Raw genomic sequence first — 21,145 nt, forward strand, 5'->3', positions numbered from 1 at the left:
GATTAGCTTTCTTTTTTTATATTATAACTAGTTTTTTCTAATATTAATAATATCATAAATATGTAAAGGATTATAAATATAGGCAGAAGTATAGTATAATTTCTTGAGTAAAAATTCCATATTGAATTATCATAAATTAAATTATACATTGCATTAAAATTAGATACAAATAAATCTGATTTTAATATTGGATATAATAAAAAAGTAAATATGCTGGCTAAAGAACCGTGTAAAAATTTACTAAAAATATATATTTTTGTACTTATATCGGTCTTAGCTATAAAATTACAACATTGAGCGAGTATAGATAATCCACTAAAGCCAATTAAAAAACTAGAAAGAGAAGCCCTTAAAACTTCAGGTGTTGATAATACAGAAGATATTCTATCGCATCCTATAGTAATTTCGAATAATCCACTTATGAATGCATGACAAAGTTCTTTGGTAACACCAAATAATGAAAGAGGAACATAAAGTATTGATGAAATTAAAGAAATTATATTAAAAAGTGAAAATATTTCAAAAACTACAGAAAATACAATTACAAATCCTCCAATAGAGAGCAACGTATTAACACCATTAAATACAGCACTTCCAAATAAAACAAAAAATCCTCTATCATCTTTGTATCTATTATTTATAGTATTTAATACATTTGTTTTTAATGAAGACTTTTTATTACTTAGAGATTCTTTACCATAATTTCGAAATAACAGTCCTACAGATATAGAGCCCAAGTAATGACAAATAAGCATTAAGTATCCTAATGAAGGATTTTTAAACATTCCTGTTGCTACAGATCCAACTATAAATAAAGGACCTGATGTAGAACAAAATGAAACTAATCGTTGACCTTCAAATTTAGATATTTGATTGTTATTTCTAAGTTCTGATGCTAGCTTTGCACCTACAGGGTAACCAGATACAGTAGAGATAACAAATACTAAAGCACTTTTACCTGATACATTAAAGATAAATTTAGTAATAGGATTAATTATATATCCAATTATATCTACAACCTTTAAGTCTACAACTAAATTTGCTCCTATTATAAAAGGTAAGAGTGAAGGTATTAATACATTAACCCAGATAGATAAACCTTTTTTGGCTGCTAAAATAGATTCGTTTGGAAAGCTTACAATACCAAATATTAAGGTAACAACAATTAAAATAGGAAAGAAAAAGTTGATAATTTGTTTTTTATTAATTTTGATCACCTACCATCCATCTAATATAGGATTATTATATTAGATGGGATAGGCATATATGATAAAAGGTTGTATACTTATTTTACATATTTAGGTGATATGTAAAAGTCCATAGGACCTTTTAATAGGTTTTTGTTATTTTTATAATAGATAAGGTTATATATATTACTTGCTTTTATATCATAATCTATTAATGTTTTGAATACCTCATCATCTTTAGAAAATGAAATATTAGAAAATTTATTTATAATATTTATATCAGAATTAGTTTTTATATTTTTTATTATTTCACGGCCTTTATCATTAAAAGCTAATATTCTTATATAAGGTATATTATTAACATTTTTTATTTTGTTCATATCATTCTTAGTAATTCCAAGTAATATGTTATTTAGAGTTCTTTTAATTTTTGTCATAGTGTATCTTTTAGATTTTATAGATTCTTTTAAATCATCTAGTGTTAAAGATGTAAAAACACTTTGATATATTTTATTTTCTATTCCTTCATTTACATCAAAGTATGTATTTAAAATATTTTTATCTCTAATTATTATTGATGATAGAATTTCAAAGTAATTATCATCGAACATAGGGTAGAAGTCATCATCAATTTTGCTTTTTAGCACATCGAATGTATTATTAGGCACAACTTTAGATATGGAAGAAATATCATTTAAATCTTTTAGCTGTTTTCTAATTGCAGTTGCAGAACAAATATTACTTTCTATAGTTTCGCTATTGTAATCTGATTGAACTCTAGTTATAGTGTAAGGTTTTATTTTACTATTTAACTTTAATATACTTTTAATATATTCTAAACCTAATATATTATTTGATGAATTTAATATATTTAAAAGTTTTTCTTTTGAAATATCTAAAAGTTTAAAATCATTAATATAGTCAAATAAAGCTAAGCTTCTAGCTGTTGGAAATAGCATTCCATCACTTAGATATTTCTTTAGAGAAATTTTAAATTCTTCAGGTTCATCTACTAATATTTTAGAGATTGTATAAAGGATATCAACATCTCCTTCTTCGCTTCCAAAACAAATGGCATCAACACAATTTAATGAATTTAGAGTAGTTATTGCGCCATGAGAAAATATTTCAGCACTTTGGCAAGCAAACATTGTAGGAAGCTCAATAACTAAATCAACTCCATTTTTAACTGCGGCATGAGCTCTTGTATATTTATCAAATAAAGCAGGTTCTCCTCTTTGCAGAAAATTACCACTCATAATAGCTATAGTATGAGTAGCTTTAGTTTTTTCTATGGATTTTTGTAAATGATATAAGTGACCATTGTGAAAAGGATTATATTCAACTATAAGTCCAAGTATCTTCATGAAAAATTCTCCTTTTGTATTTATATAATAAAGGTTATTAACAAATTATCAAGAAATATTATTTTATATTAGAAATAAATTTGTTAATTATATTATAATATTATAACAAATTGAGAAAAATAATGTAGGCTAATATAAATATCTTAAATTATATATACTTTTATGAAAAAAAGTGGTATATTAATTATTGTCAAAATGTTTAATGTATACAATATATATTTAGCATATTTTAAGCCTAAGGCTTATTACATATTATCTTTGAAATTTTAAGGAGGTATACTAATGAAAATATTAGTATTAAACTGTGGTAGTTCTTCATTAAAATATCAGTTAATAGATATGTCAAATGAAGAAGTTTTATGTGTAGGATTAGTTGAAAGAATAGGTATAGAAGGTTCTGTACTAAAGCAAGAAAAAGATGGTGTTGAAGGAAAACTTATAGTTGAACAACCAATGAAAAACCATCAAGATGCTATAAAGTTAGTATTAGACGCTGTAGTTGACCCACAATACGGTGGAGTTAAAGATATAAAAGAAGTTGAAGCTGTAGGACACAGAGTTGTTCACGGTGGAGAAAAGTTCGCTGGATCAGTATTAATAACTGATGAAGTTAAGGCTGCTTTAGAAGAGTGTATAGAATTAGCACCACTTCACAACCCAGCTAACATAATGGGAATAGAAGCTTGTGAAGCTATACTTCCAGGGGTACCAATGGTAGGAGTATTCGATACTGCTTTCCATCAAACAATGCCTAAATCATCTTACTTATATGGATTACCTCATGAGTTATACACTAAGTACGGTGTAAGAAGATACGGATTCCATGGAACTTCTCATAGATATGTATCTCAAAGAGCTGCTGCTATGTTAGGTAAAAACATAGAAGATTGTAAAATAATAACTTGTCACTTAGGAAATGGAGCTTCTGTAGCTGCAATTGATGGTGGTAAGTCAGTTGATACAAGTATGGGATTCACTCCACTTGAAGGATTAATAATGGGAACTAGATGTGGGGATATAGACGCAGCTATATTACCATTCTTAATGGAAAAAGAAGGATTAGATGCTAAAGGATTAAGCGACTTAATGAACAAAAAGTCAGGAGTATACGGAATGACTGGTATATCTTCAGACTTCAGAGATATAGAAGATGCTGCTGCTCAAAATAATGAATTAGCTCAAGTAGCTTTAGAATCATATGCTAAAAAAGTTAAGAAATATATAGGATCTTACGCTGCAGAAATGAACGGTGTTGACGCTGTTGTATTCACTGCTGGTGTTGGTGAAAATGGTATAGACATGAGAGCTGATATAATGGCTAACATGGACTTCTTAGGGATGAAGTTAGATGAAGAAGCTAACAAAGTAAGAGGTAAAGAAAGAGTAATATCTACTGAAGATTCAAAAGTTAAGATATTATTAATACCTACTAACGAAGAATTAATGATAGCTAGAGATACATTAGAATTAGTAAAATAATTATAAATGGATATAATATTTTATAAGGTAGGGTAAAACCTACCTTATATTTTGCAAATATACAATGTTAATGGCAAAAATATCTATCAAGTAAAAATACTTGACAAACAAAGGCCAAATTTGTATAATAAATTGGTAATGTATTGAGGTGAATCTGATGAAAATAAGTCTAGATAAACTAATTAGAAGAGAAACTAACAAATTAGACTTGAATTTTTCTCAAAAAATTGATACTATTAATTATTGTAATAATAATTATAAATTATCCTCACCTATAAATATAGAAGGTAAAGTATCTAACACTAATAAAGGTTTATACCTAGATGTAGATGTTGACTTTACACTTGTTGACAATTGTTCAAGATGTTTAGATGAGGTAGAAGTACCAATAGAATATTCTATACAAGGTTTTTTAGTTAAAGAAGGCTTTGATGAAGATGAGTTTGAAGAAGATGATGCAATAATATTTGATGGACAAGAGTTAGATCTTGTTGATATAATAGAGCAGACATTAGATTTCAAAATACCTGCAAGTGTTCTTTGTAAAGAAGATTGTAAAGGACTTTGTCAAGGATGCGGAGCAAACTTAAATATAGAAGCTTGTTCTTGTAATGAAAGTGCGAACGACGAGGAGATCATAGATCCCCGTTTTGCTAAATTAAAAGATATATTTAAAAATGACTAAGGAGGTGGCGTAAATGGCAGTACCAAAGCGTAAAACATCTAAATCAAAAACTAAAATGAGAAGAGCAGCTAACTCTAAAATGGTAGCAACTGGATTCGTAAGTTGTCCACAATGTCATGAGCCAAAATTACCACATAGAGTATGTCCAGATTGTGGATATTATAAAGGTAAAGAAGTTGTATCTGAATAATAACTTCTAAAACATGTAGAATATATTCTACATGTTTTTTTTGCATTAATACAAATAATATGTTGATAAATTTATAATAATATAGCATACTACTATTAGTATTTACCGATAATTAAAATATATTTTATAAAATAAATAGTTATTTGTATATAAATTTAGTTAGGAGGAATATCTATGAAAATTGTAGTAGATGGTATGGGTGGAGATAATGCACCAAAGTCAAATGTGGAAGGTGTAGTAAATGCTATAAAAGAATACAATGTAGATATAATAATAACTGGAGATAAGGATTTACTTGAAAAAGAATTTTCTAATTATGAATTTGATAAAAGTAAGTTAGAAATAGTACATACTACTGAAGTTATTGAAAATGAAGATAAGCCAGTAAAAGCAATTAGAAGCAAAAAAGACTCGTCTATGGTAGTTGGGCTTAAGCTTGTTAAAGAGGGTAAAGCACAGGCATTTATATCAGCTGGAAATACTGGTGCAGTACTTGCTGGTGGTGTATTTGTAGTAGGAAGAATTAAAGGTATAGATAGACCATGCTTATGTCCAGCAATACCAAATGTAAAAAGAGGTATGACTCTAATTGCAGATAGTGGTGCTAATGCAGATTGTAAACCTATAAACTTAGTTCAATTTGCAGGTATGAGTAATATATATGCAAGTAAAGTATTAGGAATAAATAATCCTAAAATAGCTCTAGCTAATATTGGTATAGAAGAAGGCAAAGGAAATGACTTAGTTAAAAAGTCTTATGAAGAATTAAAGAACTTGGATTTAAACTTTATCGGAAATGTAGAGGCAAGAGATGTTATAAATGCATATACTGATATAATAGTTTGTGATGGATTTACAGGAAATATACTTTTAAAATCAACAGAAGGTGTAGCTATGTCTGTAATGAATCTTATAAAAGAAACACTATTAGGTAGCACAAAAGGTAAATTAGGTGCAATGCTTATAAAAGACGATCTAAAAAAATTAAAGAGTTATATGGATTACTCTGAATATGGTGGAGCGCCACTTTTAGGAGTTAACGGTGGAGTAATAAAAGCTCATGGAAGTTCAGATTCAAAAGCTATAAAGAATGCTATAAATCAAGGTATAAAGTTTGCCAAAGGAAATGTAGTTAAAGAAATAGAAGAATTCTTAGAAAGAAATCAAACTGAAGATAAATAGTATATACTTAGACTAAGTAGTCAAATAATGTGCAATAAAGTAAAAGATTTAAATGAATATAATATAAATACTTAAATATAAAGAAAGCCTAGTAATTTGTCTAAATTACTAGGCTCAGAGCGTAGACAAAGTCTACGCTTTTTTATTTTTTAATACAATACTTATTTTGAATTTATTCAATGAGGAAAGTAATTAGATAATAAAAAGGAATATTTATAAAAAATATTTTATAAAACTCTTAAAGATATATGCATGTAATATATATAAACTTATAATCGAGTAAAATTTTATAAAAAAAGTAATATTTTACTTATATCATAAATACAATGATTATATAAACAAGAGAGGAGGACAAGATATGAGTAAAATTTCAGAAGAAGTTATAAACTCACTTTCGATTAACTTAAGAGAAATTATAAAAAGTATATCAAGAGATAATTTAAACATAGAAGAAATAAGACTAAGATCTTTAAAGCCATTAATAGTAAATTCAAATAATAAGGACTATTTTTATAACACTAAACTAAATAAGTTAGATTTAAATATGAATAATCCATATATAGTTAGTAAAGATGATATAGAGCAAACATTTCAAATAATGTGTAAATACTCAATTCATTCTTTTATTGATGATATAAAAAAAGGTTTTATAACTCTTAGAGGAGGTCACAGAGTCGGACTAGTTGGAAAAACGATTATAGAAGATGGACAAGTTAAGAATATAAAACATATATCATCGTTAAATATAAGAATTTCAAGAGAAGTTTTAGGATGCTCAGATAAAGTTTTAAGTCATATTATAAGAGGCAAGAATCAAATTAATAATACTTTAATAATATCACCTCCTCAATGTGGTAAAACAACTTTAATAAGAGATATTGTAAGAAATATAAGTAATGGAAATAAAGAATTTGCATTTAAAGGTATGAAGGTTGCTTTAATAGATGAACGTAATGAGATATCAGGATCTTACTTAGGGATACCTCAAATGGATGTAGGTATAAGAACTGATGTAATAGAAACATGTCCTAAGGATATAGGTATCATGATGCTTTTAAGGTCTATGTCTCCTAATGTTATAGTTACTGATGAAATAGGAAACATCGATGAAATAAAAGCTTTATATACAGCTTTAAATGGTGGTGTAAGTTTAATAACCACAGTCCATGGAGATTCAATTGAAGATATAAGAAATAGAAAAGAGTTAAGTAATTTATTAGATAGTGAATTATTTAAAAAAGTTATAATACTATCCGCTAAAAAAGGACCAGGAACAATTGAGAAAATATATGATTTAGAAGAAAAGAGATGGTATTTTGCAAATTAAAATTTTTATAATTGGTATTTTGATAGCCTGTAGCTATTTAATAGGAGAATATATACATAAAGCATATACAAAAAGGCATAAAGAGGTAAATGACCTCATAAGAATATTAGAGATAATGAGGATGGACTTGTCGTTTGGGTTATATACATTGGAAGAAATTTTTAAAAGGTTAGGGGATAAAGAAGAATTTTGTACTTCTAATTTTTTTAAAAGGTTAGAAAATGAATTACATAATAATACATATAAAGTTTTAGATGACGTATTAAATGATAGCATTCATATATTAATGAAGGAAACTTATTTACAAAATAAAGAGATTGATGAATTAAAAAAACTTATATTTACTCTGGGAAAAAGTGACATAGAGTCTCAATCAAGAATGATAGATTTATCTATTGAAAACTTAAAAAAAATAACTGGAGAGACTAAAGAAGATATAAATCAAAAGGGTATGGTATATAGAAAATTAGCGACTATTGTAGGGTTAATAATAGGAATAATTTTAATTTAGGAGGATGAGTATGGATATATCTTTGATAATAAAAGTTGCTGGAGTAGGAATATTAATATCTATTCTTAATATGCTTTTAGAAAAAACAGATAGAAAGGACTGGGCAACATTTACTACATTAGCAGGTGTAATAATAGTTTTAAGTATGGTATTAACTGAGATAAGCGCTTTATTTACTACAGTAAAAACTATGTTTCAACTTTACTAAAAAGGGGGAGATATATTGGAAGTAATGCAAATTATAGGTATTGCGATTATATCAACCGCACTTTGTTTAGTAATAAAGAAAGATAGACCAGAGATAGCTATGTTTATAGGCATACTTACAGGAGTAATTATATTAACATCGGTAATATTTAAACTAGGTTTTATAATTGAAAGTATAAATGATTTAGCAAATAAAGCTAATATACCAAGTGTATATATAACATTAATAATAAAACTAATAGGAATAGCATATCTTATGGAATTTGCAATACAGCTTTGTAAAGATTGTGGGGAAGGAAATATAGCATCTAAGCTTGAGTTTGGAGGGAAGATAATAGTAATGACAATGTCATTCCCTATACTTTTATCCATAGTAGAAATGGTGTTAAATATTATCCCATAGGAGAATGATAACTTATGAAAAAAATATATTTTAAAATACTAGTTATTATTTTAATAATAATAGGATCTTTTTCTGTATCTTTTGCAAACGAAGATGAGGACGCAGATTATAATGAAACTAAAAAAAGCATCGATTCATATATAGACAATCAGTTAGAGAAAATAGATTTAAAAGAAATACAAAAGTATATAAATGATTCATCTACTATAGATGATATAGATTTAAAAATATTTATGAAAGACTTGATAAAAGGTGAAAAGAATATATTAGACTTATTTGATAAAGAAAATATAAAGATGCTTTTCTTTGATGAGTTAAAGGGAAGTATAAAAGTAGCCATGACTATATTGGTTTTAGCATTACTATCATCTATTTTAAAAAGTTTAGATAATTCATTTTCATCAAATGCAGTAAGTCAGATAACAACGTACATAGTATTTATAACTATGGTTTCACTTACACTAATTGGGTTTAAAGATGTATTAGAAATTTGCAATAACACTATAGATTCAACCATAGGTATTATGCAGGTTATAATGCCTATACTAATAGCGTTACTTGCACTTATGGGATGCCCTATAACATCAGCCGTATTAAATCCTATATTTATAGGAGGAGTAGCATTTATAAATATTATTTTCAAAAAATTCATATTTGTATCAATATCTATTGCTTTTGCAATATTAGTAGTTAACAACATATCTAAACATATAAAGCTTAAAAAATTATCATCATTTATAAAGCAAATAAATTTAGTCTGTATAGGAGCTATGTTTACCATATATTTAGGATTAGTATCGATTCAGGGCCTATATGTAACTAGTGTTGATAATTTCACCGTAAAAACAGCTAAATTTGCAATAGGAAACTTTATTCCAGTAGTTGGAGGATTTGTATCAGATTCTGTAGATATTTTATTATCATCATCTCAGCTTATAAAAGGGGTATTCGGTGGAATAGGCTTAATAGTCTTAGTAGGAATATGCCTAGTTCCAGTTACAAAAATAGCATCAATAATATTAGTATATAAAGTATCAGCAATAGCTGTAGAGCCTATAGGTGAAGATAGTATATCAAGTTTTTTAAATGAAGTTGCAAATTTAATGATGATATTACTTGCATGCATAATAGCTATAACAATAATGTTTTTTGTAACATTAGCTATATTAACATCTATAAGTGTAGTTTCGGGAGGATAGGTGATAATTTGTTAGAAAGTATAAAAACATGGATTGTAACGGTTTTGATAGGAGCATTTATAGTCAATATAGTTGATATGATTTTACCTTCTTCTAAAATAAAACCATATATAAATTTAGTTGTTAATTTCATATTTGTATTTATAATTTTAACTCCAATAGCAAATTTTTTTTCTAAAGATATGTCTTTAGAAGATAAAATACTAAAATATATGAGTGAATATAATAAGCAATATGTAGACAGTGTGAATGGATTAGCAGATAAAACGGGAAATAACAGTTTATCTAAAGGGTATGAGGATGGACTAAAAGAAGTCTTAAAATTAAAATTAAATGAATACGGATATGAATTAGATGAAATAGAACTTGAAGGGAATAAAATTGGAAAAATAACTGTAAAGGACAAAAATAATAGTAATAAAAGTGAAAATGAGGACATACAATCTAAAGAAAATGAAAAATCAAAACAGGTATTCAATGAAAAAGATGAACAAAAAAATACTAAACATAGTCTGGACTTAAGCGAAGATAAACTAAAGGAGGATTTAGTAAAAATACTTGATGTATCAATTGAAACTATAGAAATTGATTAATAGGGGATGAGGAGATGTTTAAGAATCTAAACGAAAAAGATAAGAAAAAGATATACTCGCTATTAACCTTGGCAGTAATTTGTGGTATTGCACTTATAGCTATGTCAGGCTTAGAAGATAAGGCGATATCAAGTAAAGATGAAGTTAATAATAAAATAACTCAAGAAGAGTTAAGTAATGAATCATCAAAAGCTACATTGGAAGAAAAGCTTAAAAATATATTATCACAAATTGAAGGTGCTGGAGAAGTAGACGTTATGATTACATATGAATCAAGTGAAGAAATTCAACCAGCTTTTAATACTAATACAACAACAGAAGAAACAAAGGAAGTAGATCAACAAGGTGGAGAGAGAACAGTTACAACCTCTAGTGAAAATAAAACAATGATAACATCAAGTTCTAATGAGCCTATAGTAATAAAAACTAATCAACCTAAAATTAATGGTGTAATAGTAGTAGCAACTGGAGCTAAAGATCTTACTGTAAAAGAAACACTTTATAGCGCAGTACAAACAGCATTACAAGTACAAGGTCATCAAGTAGAGATATATACTAAATAAAAATATTAAAATAAACTTGGGGGGATAAAAATGAAATTTAATTATAAGGGAAGAGGATTTGTAGTAGTAACTTTAGCGGCAATGTTAGTTGTGGTAGGAACTGTAAATTACCAATTAAGTAGAAAATCTTTATTAGAAACTTCTAAAGAATTTACAGCCTATGAACAAGCTCAAAATGAGAAAAATACAGATACAGATGATAAAGAAGAGGTTAAAGTAGTTGATAGTAAAGAAAATCAAGTTGAAGAAAAAGTTACAGAAGCTAGTAAACAAATAGAAAAGCAACTTACATCAGAGAAGAATATGAAAAAAGCTACTTATATATTAGATATGAAAATGACTAGAGAAAAACAAAGAAATAGTTTAACTCAAGATTTAAACGAGATGATAAATAATCCATCTACATCTGAAGAAGCTAGAAAAGAAGCATCTGCAATGAAGTTACAATTAGTTAAAGATCAAGAAGCAGAATTAAAAATAGAAAATATATTAAGTACTAAAGGTTTTGAAAATGCTTTAGTGTACATAAGTGAAGGAAAGGTTAATGTAGTTGTAAGTGAAGAAAAATTAGATGAGTCAGATGCTGCTAAAATATTTGATTTAGTTGCAGAACAAGCTGATGTAAAATATGAAAATATAAAGTTAATGAATAATAATAAAAACTAAATGATATATTATACATAATAGCCTCAGAAAATAACTGAGGTTATTTTCTTGCAAAGTAGAGTTGTATTTGGTATTATTATATATATAAATATAAATATAGTTCCTTAAAATAAGGGGGTAGTATTTGCAATGGAAAATAACAATTTTGGACAAGTAAAAATATCTAATGATGTAGTTGCTACAATAGCAGGTCTTGCGGCTTTAGAAGTAGAAGGTGTAGAGACTAATACAACATTTACAGATAAAATACTTAAAAACAATGGTGTAAAGATACAAATAGAAGAAGAGGAAGTTAGCTTAGACGTAATGGTTATGATAGATTATGGTGTATCTATACCAGAGATAGCTTTAAAAATTCAAGAAAATGTAAAAAATACTGTTGAGACAATGACAGGTCTTAAAGTTTCTCAAGTAAATATACATGTTCAAGGAATCAGCTTTAAAAAAGAAAAAGCTGAAAAAGAAGAAGCTAAACAATCTAAAAAAAGTTAATAAAAAACCTCTGAAAAATCAGAGGTTTTTTTATTGTTTAATATGTGCATAATAAACCTGAAGGAGGATTACAACTAATGAAAAGTGATAAGGCGAGAAAAGTAACTAGTAGAGAATATATTATGAAATTAATATATCAAATAGAAATGAATAAAGAGGATATAGAAAATATAGAGGAAAGATTAGATATATTTTTAAATGATAACCTTGAATATATAATAAATAGATATGAAGAACTTAGATTACAATACTCAAATAACCCAAATATAGAATTAGATAACATAGAATTAGATGATGCGGTAGATAGAGAATATATGAATATCATATGTAAAAATTTAAAAGAAAATAAAGATAAGATAGATGAATTAATAAATAAATATGCAAAGAACTGGTCAGTAAATAGAATGCCTAAGGTAGATTTATCTATATTAAGACTTGCTATATGTGAACTAGTATTTATAGAAGAAATACCAAGTAAAGTTTCTATAAATGAAGCTATAGAATTAGCTAAGCTTTACTGCGATGACAAAGCTCCTAAGTTTATAAATGGAATATTAGGTAGTGTTGTAAATGAATTTGAAACAAAATAATATAATAATTGGAATTGATACTAGCTGCTATACAACTTCTATAGCAGCTATATCTTTAGAAAAAAGCATTATTTTAAATGAAAAAATAATGTTAAATGTTAAAGAAAATTCAAATGGATTAAGGCAAAGTGAGGGAGTATTTCAACACATAAATAACTTAGGAGAACTTAGCGAAAAATTAAATTATCTACATGATAATTATAATATAGTAGGAGTTTGTGTATCAAAAAAGCCAAGACCAATAGAAAATTCCTATATGCCAGTATTTACAGTAGGTTATAACTTTGGAAAATTTATGGCTAATTCATTAAATTGTAAATTTTATGAGACTACTCACCAAGAAAATCATATTGAAGCTAGTTTACTAAATAGTAAAATAAATAACAGAGATAGATTTTTATCTGTACATATGTCAGGTGGAACAACAGAAATACTATTATTAAATAGAAATAAAAATTCTACTGAATACAATATAGAAATAGTTGGAGGTACTAAAGATATAAGTTTTGGTCAACTTATAGATAGAATAGGTGTTAAATTAGGGTATAGATTTCCAGCAGGTAAGTATATAGATAAAAATGCTATATCTTGTGAAAGAAAGATTTTAAATGGACTTAAAACTTCAGTAAAAGATGGATATATGAATTTATCTGGACTTGAAAATCAAATAAATAAGATAATAGACTCCGAGGATTGTAAATATATATCTAAATTGCTTCTAGATGCGGTAGTTAGAAATATGTATAAGTCTTTAATTTATATAAGTAAGTTGTACAATATAAATGAAGTAGTATTTTGTGGAGGAGTTGCAGCAAGTGAGTATGTACGTACTAATTTAAGTATAAAATTAAGAAGAGAGAAGATATATTCACACTTTACAAAGTCAGAGTACTCAACAGATAATGCATGTGGATGTGCTATAATAGGGGTTGATAAATATGAAATTGAGAGCTTTAGAAATAAGTGAAGTTAACTCATATATAAAGAGAGTATTAACTAATGATGCAATTTTATATAACTTAAAGGTAAAAGGAGAAATATCAAACTTTAAGGTACATAGTAGTGGTAATGTTTATTTATCTTTAAAGGATGAAAAATCTAAGATAAATTGTGTTATATTTAAGAGCAATTATAATAAGGATTTACAAGTAGATAACGGTTCAAAGGTAATAGCTCATGGATATATATCACTTTATGAAAGAGATGGATCATATCAATTATATATAAATGATATTGAAATTGAAGGTTTAGGTGATTTATATATTGAATTCAATAAACTTAAAGAGCAATTATCTAAAGAAGGTTTATTTGATGTTAAATATAAAAAGACTATACCCAAAATACCTAAATCTATAGGAGTTATTACATCTGAAACAGGAGCAGTCATAAGAGATATTATTAATGTTATTAAAAGAAGATATCCAAAAGTAAATATAAAACTATATCCAGTTAAGGTACAAGGACAGCAATCAAAATACGATATATGTGAGGGTATTAAATTTTTTAATAAGGAAAAAAATGTAGATACAATTATAGTTGGTAGAGGTGGAGGTTCTATAGAAGAACTTTGGTCATTTAATGAGGAAATGGTAGCTAGAGAAGTTTTTAACTCTAAAATACCGATAATATCTGCAGTAGGACATGAAACAGATTTTACTATATGTGACTTTGTAGCAGATATGAGAGCTCCAACACCATCAGCCGGGGCTGAAATAGCTACACCAAATTTAGTTGACTTAGAATATAAACTTGAGAATATAAAAAATAGACTTACTAGGTCAATGATTAATCAAGTTAATTTTGATAAGAATAGAATTGATTATGTGTTTGAAAAGATAAACAACTATTTAAAATTATACACAATAAAAGATAAAATAACACAAATAGACAAGATATATGATAAAATAAATTTTGAAATAGAAAATACTATAGGTATAGAAAGTGAAAGATTAAAAAATATAGGAATAATACTACATAACTTAAGTCCTTTGGCCACATTAGACAGAGGCTATAGTATAGTTCATAAAAATAATGAAATTGTAAATAGTATAGAAAATATTAAATTAAAAGAAATTTTAGATATAAAATTAAAAGATGGAAATATAAAGTGTAGTGTAGAAAGTATAGAAGGTAAAGAGGTGTAAATATGAATTTGACATATGAAGAAGCCTATAATAAGCTAGAATCTATTTTAGAAAGATTAGAATCTAAAAATACTAGTTTAGATGAATCACTTAGTTTATATGAAGAAGGGATAAAGCTTTATAAACATTGTAATAAACTTTTAGAAAATGCAGAACTTAAAATAAGTAAATTTAGCCAGTTAGGTATAGAAGAAGATTTTAATACTATGGAGGAATAATTATGGAATTTAAACAAACCTTAAAACAAAGAGCAAATCAAGTTGAGAGTTTATTAAAAGAATATATGCCATCTGAAGAAGGTTACCAAAAAACTATAATGGAGTCTATGAATTATAGTCTAAGTGCAGGTGGAAAAAGATTAAGACCGATATTAACAATGGAGGCTTGTAAAGTAGTAGGTGGAAATGTAGAAGATGCCATACCTTTTGCTATGGCAATCGAAATGATACATACATATTCACTTATACATGATGACTTGCCAGCACTAGATAATGATGATTTAAGAAGAGGTAAAAAAACAAATCATATAGTATACGGAGAAGATATGGCAATACTTGCTGGAGATGCTCTTTTAAACTATGCTTTTGAGGTTATGTTATCAAATTCAATAGACAAAGAAAATCCAAATAAATATTTAAAGGCTATTAATGAAATTGCCAAAACTTCTGGTATATATGGTATGATAGGTGGACAAGTTGTTGATATTCAAAGTGAAAATAAACAAATATCAAAAGAAATGTTAGACTATATACATAATAATAAAACTGCAGCTATAATAATTGGATGTATGAGAGCAGGAGCTATAATAGGTGATGCTACACAAGAACAATTAGAAAAAATAACTAAGTATGCAAAAAACATAGGTTTATCATTTCAAATCGTAGATGATATATTAGATATAGTAGGAGATGAATCTAAATTGGGCAAAAAAGTAGGAAGTGATATAGAAAATCACAAATCTACATATCCATCATTAATTGGTTTAGATGAATCAAAGAATATAGCATATGAATTAATACAAGAAGCTAAAGAAAGTATAAATTCAATAAATAAAGAAACTAAGTTTTTAAGTGATTTAGCAGATTATATAATAGACAGAGAGTATTAAGGAGGAAAAATGAACTTTTTTTCGCAAATTTTTAGTAATAAAGTCCTAGGAATAAGTATGTTTGCTTGTTTTCTAGCACAATTTATTAAAATATTTACAGGCAAAGAAAAATTTATACAATTTTCAAGACTGTTTACTTCAGGAGGAATGCCTAGTTCACATAGTTCTTTTGTAACAAGTTTAGCTACATTAGTTGGAATTGAAAGAGGATTTAACTCCACAGATTTTGCAATAGTAACTGTATTTGCGTTAATAATAATGTATGATGCTTCTGGAGTTAGAAGAGCTGTTGGTAAACAAGCAACTATATTAAATAAAATATTAGATGATCTTCATCATAAAAAACATATAGAACAAAAAAGACTAAAAGAATTAATAGGACATACTCCAAAAGAAGTTTTATTTGGAGCAATATTAGGTATACTAACAGCTATAGTTTTTGTATAAATTGAAAAGATATATAGCATATGATATAATTTTTTATGTTTTATTTTGTTATAAAATTAATGTGTCTAAGTCAATACTAAGATATATTAACTTTTAAAGTTTATTAAAACTATGCAAAGAAAGAGTCTTCTCATAGAAGACTTTTTTAGATAATAAAAATTATAACTTATAATATTAAATTTATATTATTTTATAAACTACATGTAATAATTAAATAATAGTTTGAAATGTATATTATGAGTATAAAATTTTTAATTAAATTAATTGTTCAAATAAGAAGATTTTTAGATAAAAGTGTGAATAAAATTTGGTCAATAAAAGGTGAATGAATATGTACAAATATTTAGACAAAGTAAATTCTCCACAAGACATAAAAAACATGACTGTAGATGAATTAGATTTACTAGCAAAAGATATAAGAAAGTTTTTAGTTAGATCTGTATCGCAAACAGGCGGACATTTAGCATCTAATTTAGGTGTGGTAGAATTAACTTTAGCATTACATAAGGTATTTGACAGTCCTAAAGATAAAATTGTATGGGATGTTGGCCATCAATCTTATGTACATAAAATTATTACAGGTAGAAAAGATAACTTCAAAAGTCTTAGACAATTTAATGGAATGAGTGGTTTTCCTAAAGAATGTGAATGTGAACATGATATATTTGACACAGGTCATAGTAGTACATCTATATCAATAGCTCAAGGGCTTGCTTGTGCTAGAGATATAAAAAAAGAAGAAAATGATGTTATAGCAGTAATAGGTGATGGGTCTATAACTGGAGGAATGGCACTTGAGGCATTAAATCATGTAGGATATACAAATACTGATATGATTATAATTTTAAATGACAATGAAATGTCTATAGATAAAAATGTTGGTGGAATGTCTAGATACTTATCTGGCATAATAAGAAATTCTACTGTTAATAAGGTAAAAGATGAAGTAGAAAAGATATTACAAGTATCTCCAGGAGGTAACATAATATCTAAAACAGCAAATAAGGTTAAGGATAGTATTATTAGTAAATTTATACCCCAAGAATGTTCTTTCTTTGAATCTATAGGGATAAAATATTATGGTCCAGTAGATGGTCATAACACTAAAGAAATTATAGAAGCTTTAAATAAAGCTAAATCTAAAAAAGGACCAGTACTATTACATGTAATAACTAAAAAAGGTAAGGGATATAGATATGCAGAAGAACAACCAGACAAATACCATGGTGTATCGAAGTTTGATATAAAAAGTGGTATAAAAGGTTCTAATGCTGTGTCAATATCTAATCAAGTTGGTCAAAAGCTTAGTGAAATGGCAAATAAAAATGAAAATATAGTTGCAATAACTGCAGCTATGCCATCTGGAACAGGACTTAATATATTTGAAAAAAATCATCCTAATAGATACTATGATGTTGGAATAGCAGAACAGCATGCTACTACATTTGCTGCAGGGCTAGCTAAAAATGGTATGAAGCCTTATTTTGCAGTATATTCATCATTTTTACAAAGAGCATATGATCAAATTATACATGATGTTTGCATAACAAGTAAGCCGGTAACATTTTTAATAGATAGGGCAGGTATTGTTGGTAATGATGGAGAAACACATCATGGGATGTTTGATTTAAGCTACTTAAATAATGTACCCAATATAACTGTAATGGCGCCAAAGGATAGCAAAGAGTTAGATTTAATGTTAGAATTATCTTTAAAAATAAACTCGCCAGTTGCGATTAGGTACCCAAGAGGAAATAGTTACTATTTAGAGACGGGGTCTTATGAGCCTATAAATTTAGGTAGCTATGAAATATTATCTCAAGGAAAAGATATAGTCATATTAGCTATTGGAAGTATGGTAAAAAATGCATTAGAAGCAAGAAAAATACTATTAGAAGAAGGAATAAATCCAACTATAGTTAATGCTAGATTTTTAAAACCTATAGATAAAGAATTATTAGATAGACTATTTAAAGACCATAAAAAAGTAGTAACTATAGAAGATAATGTGATAACTGGTGGATTTTCAACTAATATAAATAAATTTATTATAGACAATAAATGTGATATAGATATAATTAATATAGCTTTACCGGAAGAATTCATACCTCATGGAAGTGTGGATGAAATATATAATAGTGTAGGATTATCACCAATTAAAATAGCAGAGAAAATAAAAAGTTTATAAACTAGAAAGGTAAATTTATGAAGAAGAGGATAGATTTATTATTAGTCGAAAAAGGCTACTTTGAAAGCAGAGAAAGAGCTAAAAAGGCTATAATGGCAGGCGTTGTATTTGTAAATAATCAAAGATGTGATAAGGCTGGTGTAGATGTTGATGAAGATGCAGATATACTAGTAAAAGGAGACCCAATACCTTATGTAAGTAGAGGTGGACTTAAGCTTGAAAAAGCAATGAAAAACTTCGATTTAACACTAGAGGGTAAGGTATGTATGGATATAGGTGCATCTACTGGAGGGTTTACAGACTGCATGCTTCAAAATGGAGCTAAAAAAGTATTTTCTATAGATGTAGGATATGGACAACTTGCTTGGAAACTAAGACAGGATGAAAGAGTTGTTTGTATGGAAAGAACTAATATAAGACATGTTACAATAGAGGATACAAAAGAGTTTGCAGATTTTGCATCTATAGATGTTTCGTTTATATCCTTAAAATTAGTACTTCCTAAGTGTAAGGAACTTATTCGTGAAAATGGAGAAATTGTAGCACTTATAAAGCCACAATTTGAAGCAGGAAGAGAAAAAGTTGGTAAAAAAGGTGTAGTAAGAGAAAAATCAACGCATATAGAAGTTATACAAATGATATCTGACTTTGCAGTTGAAAATGGGTTTGAAATATTAGATTTAGATTATTCTCCTATAAAGGGACCAGAAGGTAATATAGAATACCTAATACATTTAAAAGTTACAAATCAGCCATTTGAGTTTGATAGTGAAAATCATAATAAAAAAATATTAGAAGTAGTTGAAGCTTCTCATAATTTAAGTAAATAGATAAAAAATATTAAATATATAAAAAAGAGGGGGATTTAAATTGATCCTTGAGTTATATATGAAAAACTGTGCACTAGTTGAAGAACTAAGACTAGGAATAGATGAAAACTTAAATATATTAACTGGTGAAACAGGTTCAGGGAAGTCTATAATAATAGATGCATTAGGATTATGCCTAGGTGAAAAATATGATAGATCTTTTTTAAGAAAAGGTACAGAAAAAGGTGTAATAGAAGCTGTATTTCATTCAGAAAGTAGCAACTTAAAGAAAGTCTTACATGAACATGATTTAGACTTAGATGAAGACAATTTATTAGTAATAACTAGAGTTATATATTCTGATGGAAAAAGTGTTGCTAGGGTTAATGGAAGAACAGTTAAATTATCTATATTAAAAGATATTGCATCTACTTTAATAGATATACATGGACAACATCATAATCAAGCATTATTTAATAAAGAAACTCATTTAGATTTCTTAGATTTGTTTGGAGAGTTTGAGTTAGAAAATTATAAAAAAGAATATAAATCTATATATGATGAATATAGTGATGTTAAAAAGGCATTAAGCGTATTAACTGAAAATAAAGATGATATGCAGATACAAAGAGAAATAGATTTACTTAAATTCCAAATAAATGAAATAGAATCTGCAAATTTAAGTAATGATGAATATGAAGAATTATTAAAACAAAGAGATGTATATAGAAACAGTGAAAAAATATATAGTAATCTTAATTCAGCATATCAGAATTTATATGATGGTTCTGTAAACTCTGTTGATTTAGTAGGAAATGCAGTAAAAGAACTTAGTTTAATATCTCAATATGATAAAACTTTAAGTGATTATAATAATGATATAGAAAGAATTATGTATGAGCTTCAAGATATATCGAGAGAGATAAGAAACTATAAAGAAAATATAGATTTTGAGCCATATGAACTTGAACAAATAGAACTTAGAGTAGATGAAATAAATAATTTAAGAAGAAAATATGGAGATTCTATAGAAGATATATTTAACTACTATGAAAAAATGAAATCTAGATTAGAAGAAATACTAAATAGAGATGAAAAAGTAGAAGAATTAAAATTAGAAATAATAAGACTTGAAAAAACTCTTAAAAATAAAGCAGATGAACTAACAAAAGCAAGAAAAGAAGTTGCTTTAAGGTTAGAGGAAGTTTTATTAGTAGAATTAAAGAGTTTAAATATGAAAAATGTTGTATTTAAAGTTAACTTTGAAGAAACTGTATTTAATATGAAAGGTCAAGATGATATAGAATTTATGATATCTTTCAACTTAGGAGAAGATATTAAACCTATATATAAAGTTGCATCAGGTGGGGAAATGTCTAGATTTATGCTTGCATTTAAGACTATACTTGCAGATATTGACCAAATAGATACATTGGTATTTGATGAAATAGATACAGGAATAAGTGGTATAGCAGCTCAGATAGTTGGAGAAAAGCTTAGTAATATAGGTAAGAAAAAACAAATTATATGTATAACACATTTACCACAAATTGCTGCTACAGCAGATACTCATTATTGTATAGAAAAAAGTACATCAAATGAAAGAACATTCACAACTATAAGAAGGCTAGATAACAATCAAAGAAAAGATGAAATAGCAAGACTTATAGCAGGAAGTAATATAACAGAGAAAACAATGGAACATGCTACTGAAATAATAGAATTAGCTAAAAGAAGCCTATAAGGCTTCTTTTTTTGTATAAAACTTACTAAAAATGGAATTATAAATACATAATATATAAGGGTTG

General features: G+C 27.0%; 24 protein-coding genes. 22 read left to right on the top strand and 2 right to left on the bottom strand.

Annotated elements, in window-relative coordinates; genetic code table 11:
* Positions 1-2: 2 nt before the first annotated feature.
* Both BN7997_RS04480 and BN7997_RS04485 read right to left on the bottom strand, forming a co-directional pair.
* Positions 3-1,217 (bottom strand): sporulation integral membrane protein YlbJ, encoded by a 1,215-nt coding sequence (locus tag BN7997_RS04480; RefSeq protein ID WP_242873384.1) that lies wholly within the window; start codon positions 1,215-1,217, stop codon positions 3-5.
* Positions 1,218-1,285: 68 nt separating this feature from the next.
* The gene (locus BN7997_RS04485) at positions 1,286-2,554 is read right to left on the bottom strand and encodes a nucleotidyltransferase (protein ID WP_071119667.1); all 1,269 of its coding nucleotides are present in this window, start codon (positions 2,552-2,554) and stop codon (positions 1,286-1,288) included.
* 282 nt (positions 2,555-2,836) lie between these two features.
* Between BN7997_RS04485 and BN7997_RS04490 the strand changes: the two genes are divergently transcribed.
* The 22 genes from BN7997_RS04490 (at position 2,837) to recN (ending at position 21,081) form a co-directional block, all read left to right on the top strand.
* Positions 2,837-4,033, top strand: a complete 1,197-nt coding sequence (locus tag BN7997_RS04490; protein WP_071119668.1) for an acetate/propionate family kinase — start codon at positions 2,837-2,839, stop codon at positions 4,031-4,033.
* A gap of 157 nt (positions 4,034-4,190) precedes the next feature.
* The gene (locus tag BN7997_RS04495) at positions 4,191-4,718 is read left to right on the top strand and encodes a YceD family protein (RefSeq protein ID WP_071119669.1); all 528 of its coding nucleotides are present in this window, start codon (positions 4,191-4,193) and stop codon (positions 4,716-4,718) included.
* A 13-nt stretch (positions 4,719-4,731) separates the two neighbouring features.
* Complete coding sequence (gene rpmF, locus BN7997_RS04500; protein ID WP_071119670.1) at positions 4,732-4,908, top strand: 50S ribosomal protein L32; 177 nt, start codon at positions 4,732-4,734, stop codon at positions 4,906-4,908.
* A 174-nt stretch (positions 4,909-5,082) separates the two neighbouring features.
* On the top strand, positions 5,083-6,090 hold the full coding sequence (plsX, locus tag BN7997_RS04505; RefSeq protein ID WP_071119671.1) for a phosphate acyltransferase PlsX: 1,008 nt from the start codon (positions 5,083-5,085) through the stop codon (positions 6,088-6,090).
* A gap of 358 nt (positions 6,091-6,448) precedes the next feature.
* A complete protein-coding gene (spoIIIAA, locus tag BN7997_RS04510) occupies positions 6,449-7,417 on the top strand; it encodes a stage III sporulation protein AA (protein WP_071119672.1) in 969 nt (322 codons plus the stop codon).
* On the top strand, positions 7,407-7,928 hold the full coding sequence (locus BN7997_RS04515; protein WP_071119673.1) for a stage III sporulation protein AB: 522 nt from the start codon (positions 7,407-7,409) through the stop codon (positions 7,926-7,928). The genes spoIIIAA and BN7997_RS04515 overlap by 11 nt, the downstream gene beginning before the upstream one ends.
* 10 nt (positions 7,929-7,938) lie before the next feature.
* On the top strand, positions 7,939-8,136 hold the full coding sequence (spoIIIAC, locus tag BN7997_RS04520) for a stage III sporulation protein AC (protein WP_071119674.1): 198 nt from the start codon (positions 7,939-7,941) through the stop codon (positions 8,134-8,136).
* Positions 8,137-8,160: 24 nt separating this feature from the next.
* On the top strand, positions 8,161-8,538 hold the full coding sequence (spoIIIAD, locus tag BN7997_RS04525; protein WP_242873430.1) for a stage III sporulation protein AD: 378 nt from the start codon (positions 8,161-8,163) through the stop codon (positions 8,536-8,538).
* Between the two features lie 14 nt (positions 8,539-8,552).
* Positions 8,553-9,737 carry a stage III sporulation protein AE gene (gene spoIIIAE, locus BN7997_RS04530; protein WP_071119676.1) on the top strand — a complete coding sequence of 395 codons (1,185 nt, stop codon included), beginning with the start codon at positions 8,553-8,555 and terminating at the stop codon, positions 9,735-9,737.
* Between the two features lie 8 nt (positions 9,738-9,745).
* Positions 9,746-10,330, top strand: coding sequence for a stage III sporulation protein AF (locus tag BN7997_RS04535; RefSeq protein WP_071119677.1), 585 nt, complete (start codon positions 9,746-9,748; stop codon positions 10,328-10,330).
* A gap of 14 nt (positions 10,331-10,344) precedes the next feature.
* Positions 10,345-10,893, top strand: coding sequence for a stage III sporulation protein AG (locus tag BN7997_RS04540; protein ID WP_071119678.1), 549 nt, complete (start codon positions 10,345-10,347; stop codon positions 10,891-10,893).
* A gap of 30 nt (positions 10,894-10,923) precedes the next feature.
* Positions 10,924-11,559, top strand: coding sequence for a SpoIIIAH-like family protein (locus BN7997_RS04545; protein WP_071119679.1), 636 nt, complete (start codon positions 10,924-10,926; stop codon positions 11,557-11,559).
* Positions 11,560-11,688: 129 nt separating this feature from the next.
* Complete coding sequence (locus BN7997_RS04550) at positions 11,689-12,051, top strand: Asp23/Gls24 family envelope stress response protein (RefSeq protein WP_071119680.1); 363 nt, start codon at positions 11,689-11,691, stop codon at positions 12,049-12,051.
* Between the two features lie 77 nt (positions 12,052-12,128).
* Positions 12,129-12,641 (top strand): transcription antitermination factor NusB, encoded by a 513-nt coding sequence (gene nusB / locus BN7997_RS04555; protein WP_071119681.1) that lies wholly within the window; start codon positions 12,129-12,131, stop codon positions 12,639-12,641.
* A complete protein-coding gene (locus BN7997_RS04560; RefSeq protein WP_071119682.1) occupies positions 12,622-13,608 on the top strand; it encodes an O-sialoglycoprotein endopeptidase in 987 nt (328 codons plus the stop codon). Before nusB ends, BN7997_RS04560 begins: the two co-directional genes overlap by 20 nt.
* The gene (xseA, locus tag BN7997_RS04565; RefSeq protein WP_071119683.1) at positions 13,580-14,785 is read left to right on the top strand and encodes an exodeoxyribonuclease VII large subunit; all 1,206 of its coding nucleotides are present in this window, start codon (positions 13,580-13,582) and stop codon (positions 14,783-14,785) included. Before BN7997_RS04560 ends, xseA begins: the two co-directional genes overlap by 29 nt.
* A gap of 2 nt (positions 14,786-14,787) precedes the next feature.
* Entirely contained in the window at positions 14,788-15,003 is a 216-nt protein-coding gene (xseB, locus tag BN7997_RS04570) for an exodeoxyribonuclease VII small subunit (protein ID WP_071119684.1), read from the top strand.
* Positions 15,004-15,005: 2 nt separating this feature from the next.
* A complete protein-coding gene (locus tag BN7997_RS04575; RefSeq protein ID WP_071119685.1) occupies positions 15,006-15,893 on the top strand; it encodes a polyprenyl synthetase family protein in 888 nt (295 codons plus the stop codon).
* Positions 15,894-15,902: 9 nt separating this feature from the next.
* Entirely contained in the window at positions 15,903-16,340 is a 438-nt protein-coding gene (locus BN7997_RS04580; protein ID WP_071119686.1) for a divergent PAP2 family protein, read from the top strand.
* A 331-nt stretch (positions 16,341-16,671) separates the two neighbouring features.
* The gene (gene dxs, locus BN7997_RS04585; RefSeq protein WP_071119687.1) at positions 16,672-18,528 is read left to right on the top strand and encodes a 1-deoxy-D-xylulose-5-phosphate synthase; all 1,857 of its coding nucleotides are present in this window, start codon (positions 16,672-16,674) and stop codon (positions 18,526-18,528) included.
* Positions 18,529-18,545: 17 nt separating this feature from the next.
* Positions 18,546-19,358: a TlyA family RNA methyltransferase gene (locus BN7997_RS04590; RefSeq protein WP_071119688.1), complete on the top strand. Its 813-nt coding sequence runs from the start codon at positions 18,546-18,548 to the stop codon at positions 19,356-19,358.
* A 40-nt stretch (positions 19,359-19,398) separates the two neighbouring features.
* A complete protein-coding gene (gene recN / locus BN7997_RS04595; RefSeq protein WP_071119689.1) occupies positions 19,399-21,081 on the top strand; it encodes a DNA repair protein RecN in 1,683 nt (560 codons plus the stop codon).
* Positions 21,082-21,145 lie beyond the last annotated feature (64 nt).

The organism is Romboutsia timonensis, from assembly GCF_900106845.1.
GTDB classification, from domain to species: Bacteria; Bacillota; Clostridia; order Peptostreptococcales; family Peptostreptococcaceae; genus Romboutsia; species Romboutsia timonensis.

Bases quoted from the DNA above. Each gene is read 5' to 3' on its own strand.
- BN7997_RS04485 (WP_071119667.1), bottom strand. From the start codon at position 2,554: ATGAAGATACTTGGACTTATAGTTGAATATAATCCTTTTCACAATGGT.
- BN7997_RS04490 (WP_071119668.1), top strand. From the start codon at position 2,837: ATGAAAATATTAGTATTAAACTGTGGTAGTTCTTCATTAAAATATCAG.
- BN7997_RS04495 (WP_071119669.1), top strand. From the start codon at position 4,191: ATGAAAATAAGTCTAGATAAACTAATTAGAAGAGAAACTAACAAATTA.
- rpmF (WP_071119670.1), top strand. From the start codon at position 4,732: ATGGCAGTACCAAAGCGTAAAACATCTAAATCAAAAACTAAAATGAGA.
- plsX (WP_071119671.1), top strand. From the start codon at position 5,083: ATGAAAATTGTAGTAGATGGTATGGGTGGAGATAATGCACCAAAGTCA.
- spoIIIAA (WP_071119672.1), top strand. From the start codon at position 6,449: ATGAGTAAAATTTCAGAAGAAGTTATAAACTCACTTTCGATTAACTTA.
- spoIIIAC (WP_071119674.1), top strand. From the start codon at position 7,939: ATGGATATATCTTTGATAATAAAAGTTGCTGGAGTAGGAATATTAATA.
- spoIIIAD (WP_242873430.1), top strand. From the start codon at position 8,161: ATGCAAATTATAGGTATTGCGATTATATCAACCGCACTTTGTTTAGTA.
- spoIIIAE (WP_071119676.1), top strand. From the start codon at position 8,553: ATGAAAAAAATATATTTTAAAATACTAGTTATTATTTTAATAATAATA.
- BN7997_RS04540 (WP_071119678.1), top strand. From the start codon at position 10,345: ATGTTTAAGAATCTAAACGAAAAAGATAAGAAAAAGATATACTCGCTA.
- BN7997_RS04545 (WP_071119679.1), top strand. From the start codon at position 10,924: ATGAAATTTAATTATAAGGGAAGAGGATTTGTAGTAGTAACTTTAGCG.
- BN7997_RS04550 (WP_071119680.1), top strand. From the start codon at position 11,689: ATGGAAAATAACAATTTTGGACAAGTAAAAATATCTAATGATGTAGTT.
- nusB (WP_071119681.1), top strand. From the start codon at position 12,129: ATGAAAAGTGATAAGGCGAGAAAAGTAACTAGTAGAGAATATATTATG.
- BN7997_RS04560 (WP_071119682.1), top strand. From the start codon at position 12,622: ATGAATTTGAAACAAAATAATATAATAATTGGAATTGATACTAGCTGC.
- xseA (WP_071119683.1), top strand. From the start codon at position 13,580: ATGAAATTGAGAGCTTTAGAAATAAGTGAAGTTAACTCATATATAAAG.
- xseB (WP_071119684.1), top strand. From the start codon at position 14,788: ATGAATTTGACATATGAAGAAGCCTATAATAAGCTAGAATCTATTTTA.
- BN7997_RS04575 (WP_071119685.1), top strand. From the start codon at position 15,006: ATGGAATTTAAACAAACCTTAAAACAAAGAGCAAATCAAGTTGAGAGT.
- BN7997_RS04580 (WP_071119686.1), top strand. From the start codon at position 15,903: ATGAACTTTTTTTCGCAAATTTTTAGTAATAAAGTCCTAGGAATAAGT.
- dxs (WP_071119687.1), top strand. From the start codon at position 16,672: ATGTACAAATATTTAGACAAAGTAAATTCTCCACAAGACATAAAAAAC.
- BN7997_RS04590 (WP_071119688.1), top strand. From the start codon at position 18,546: ATGAAGAAGAGGATAGATTTATTATTAGTCGAAAAAGGCTACTTTGAA.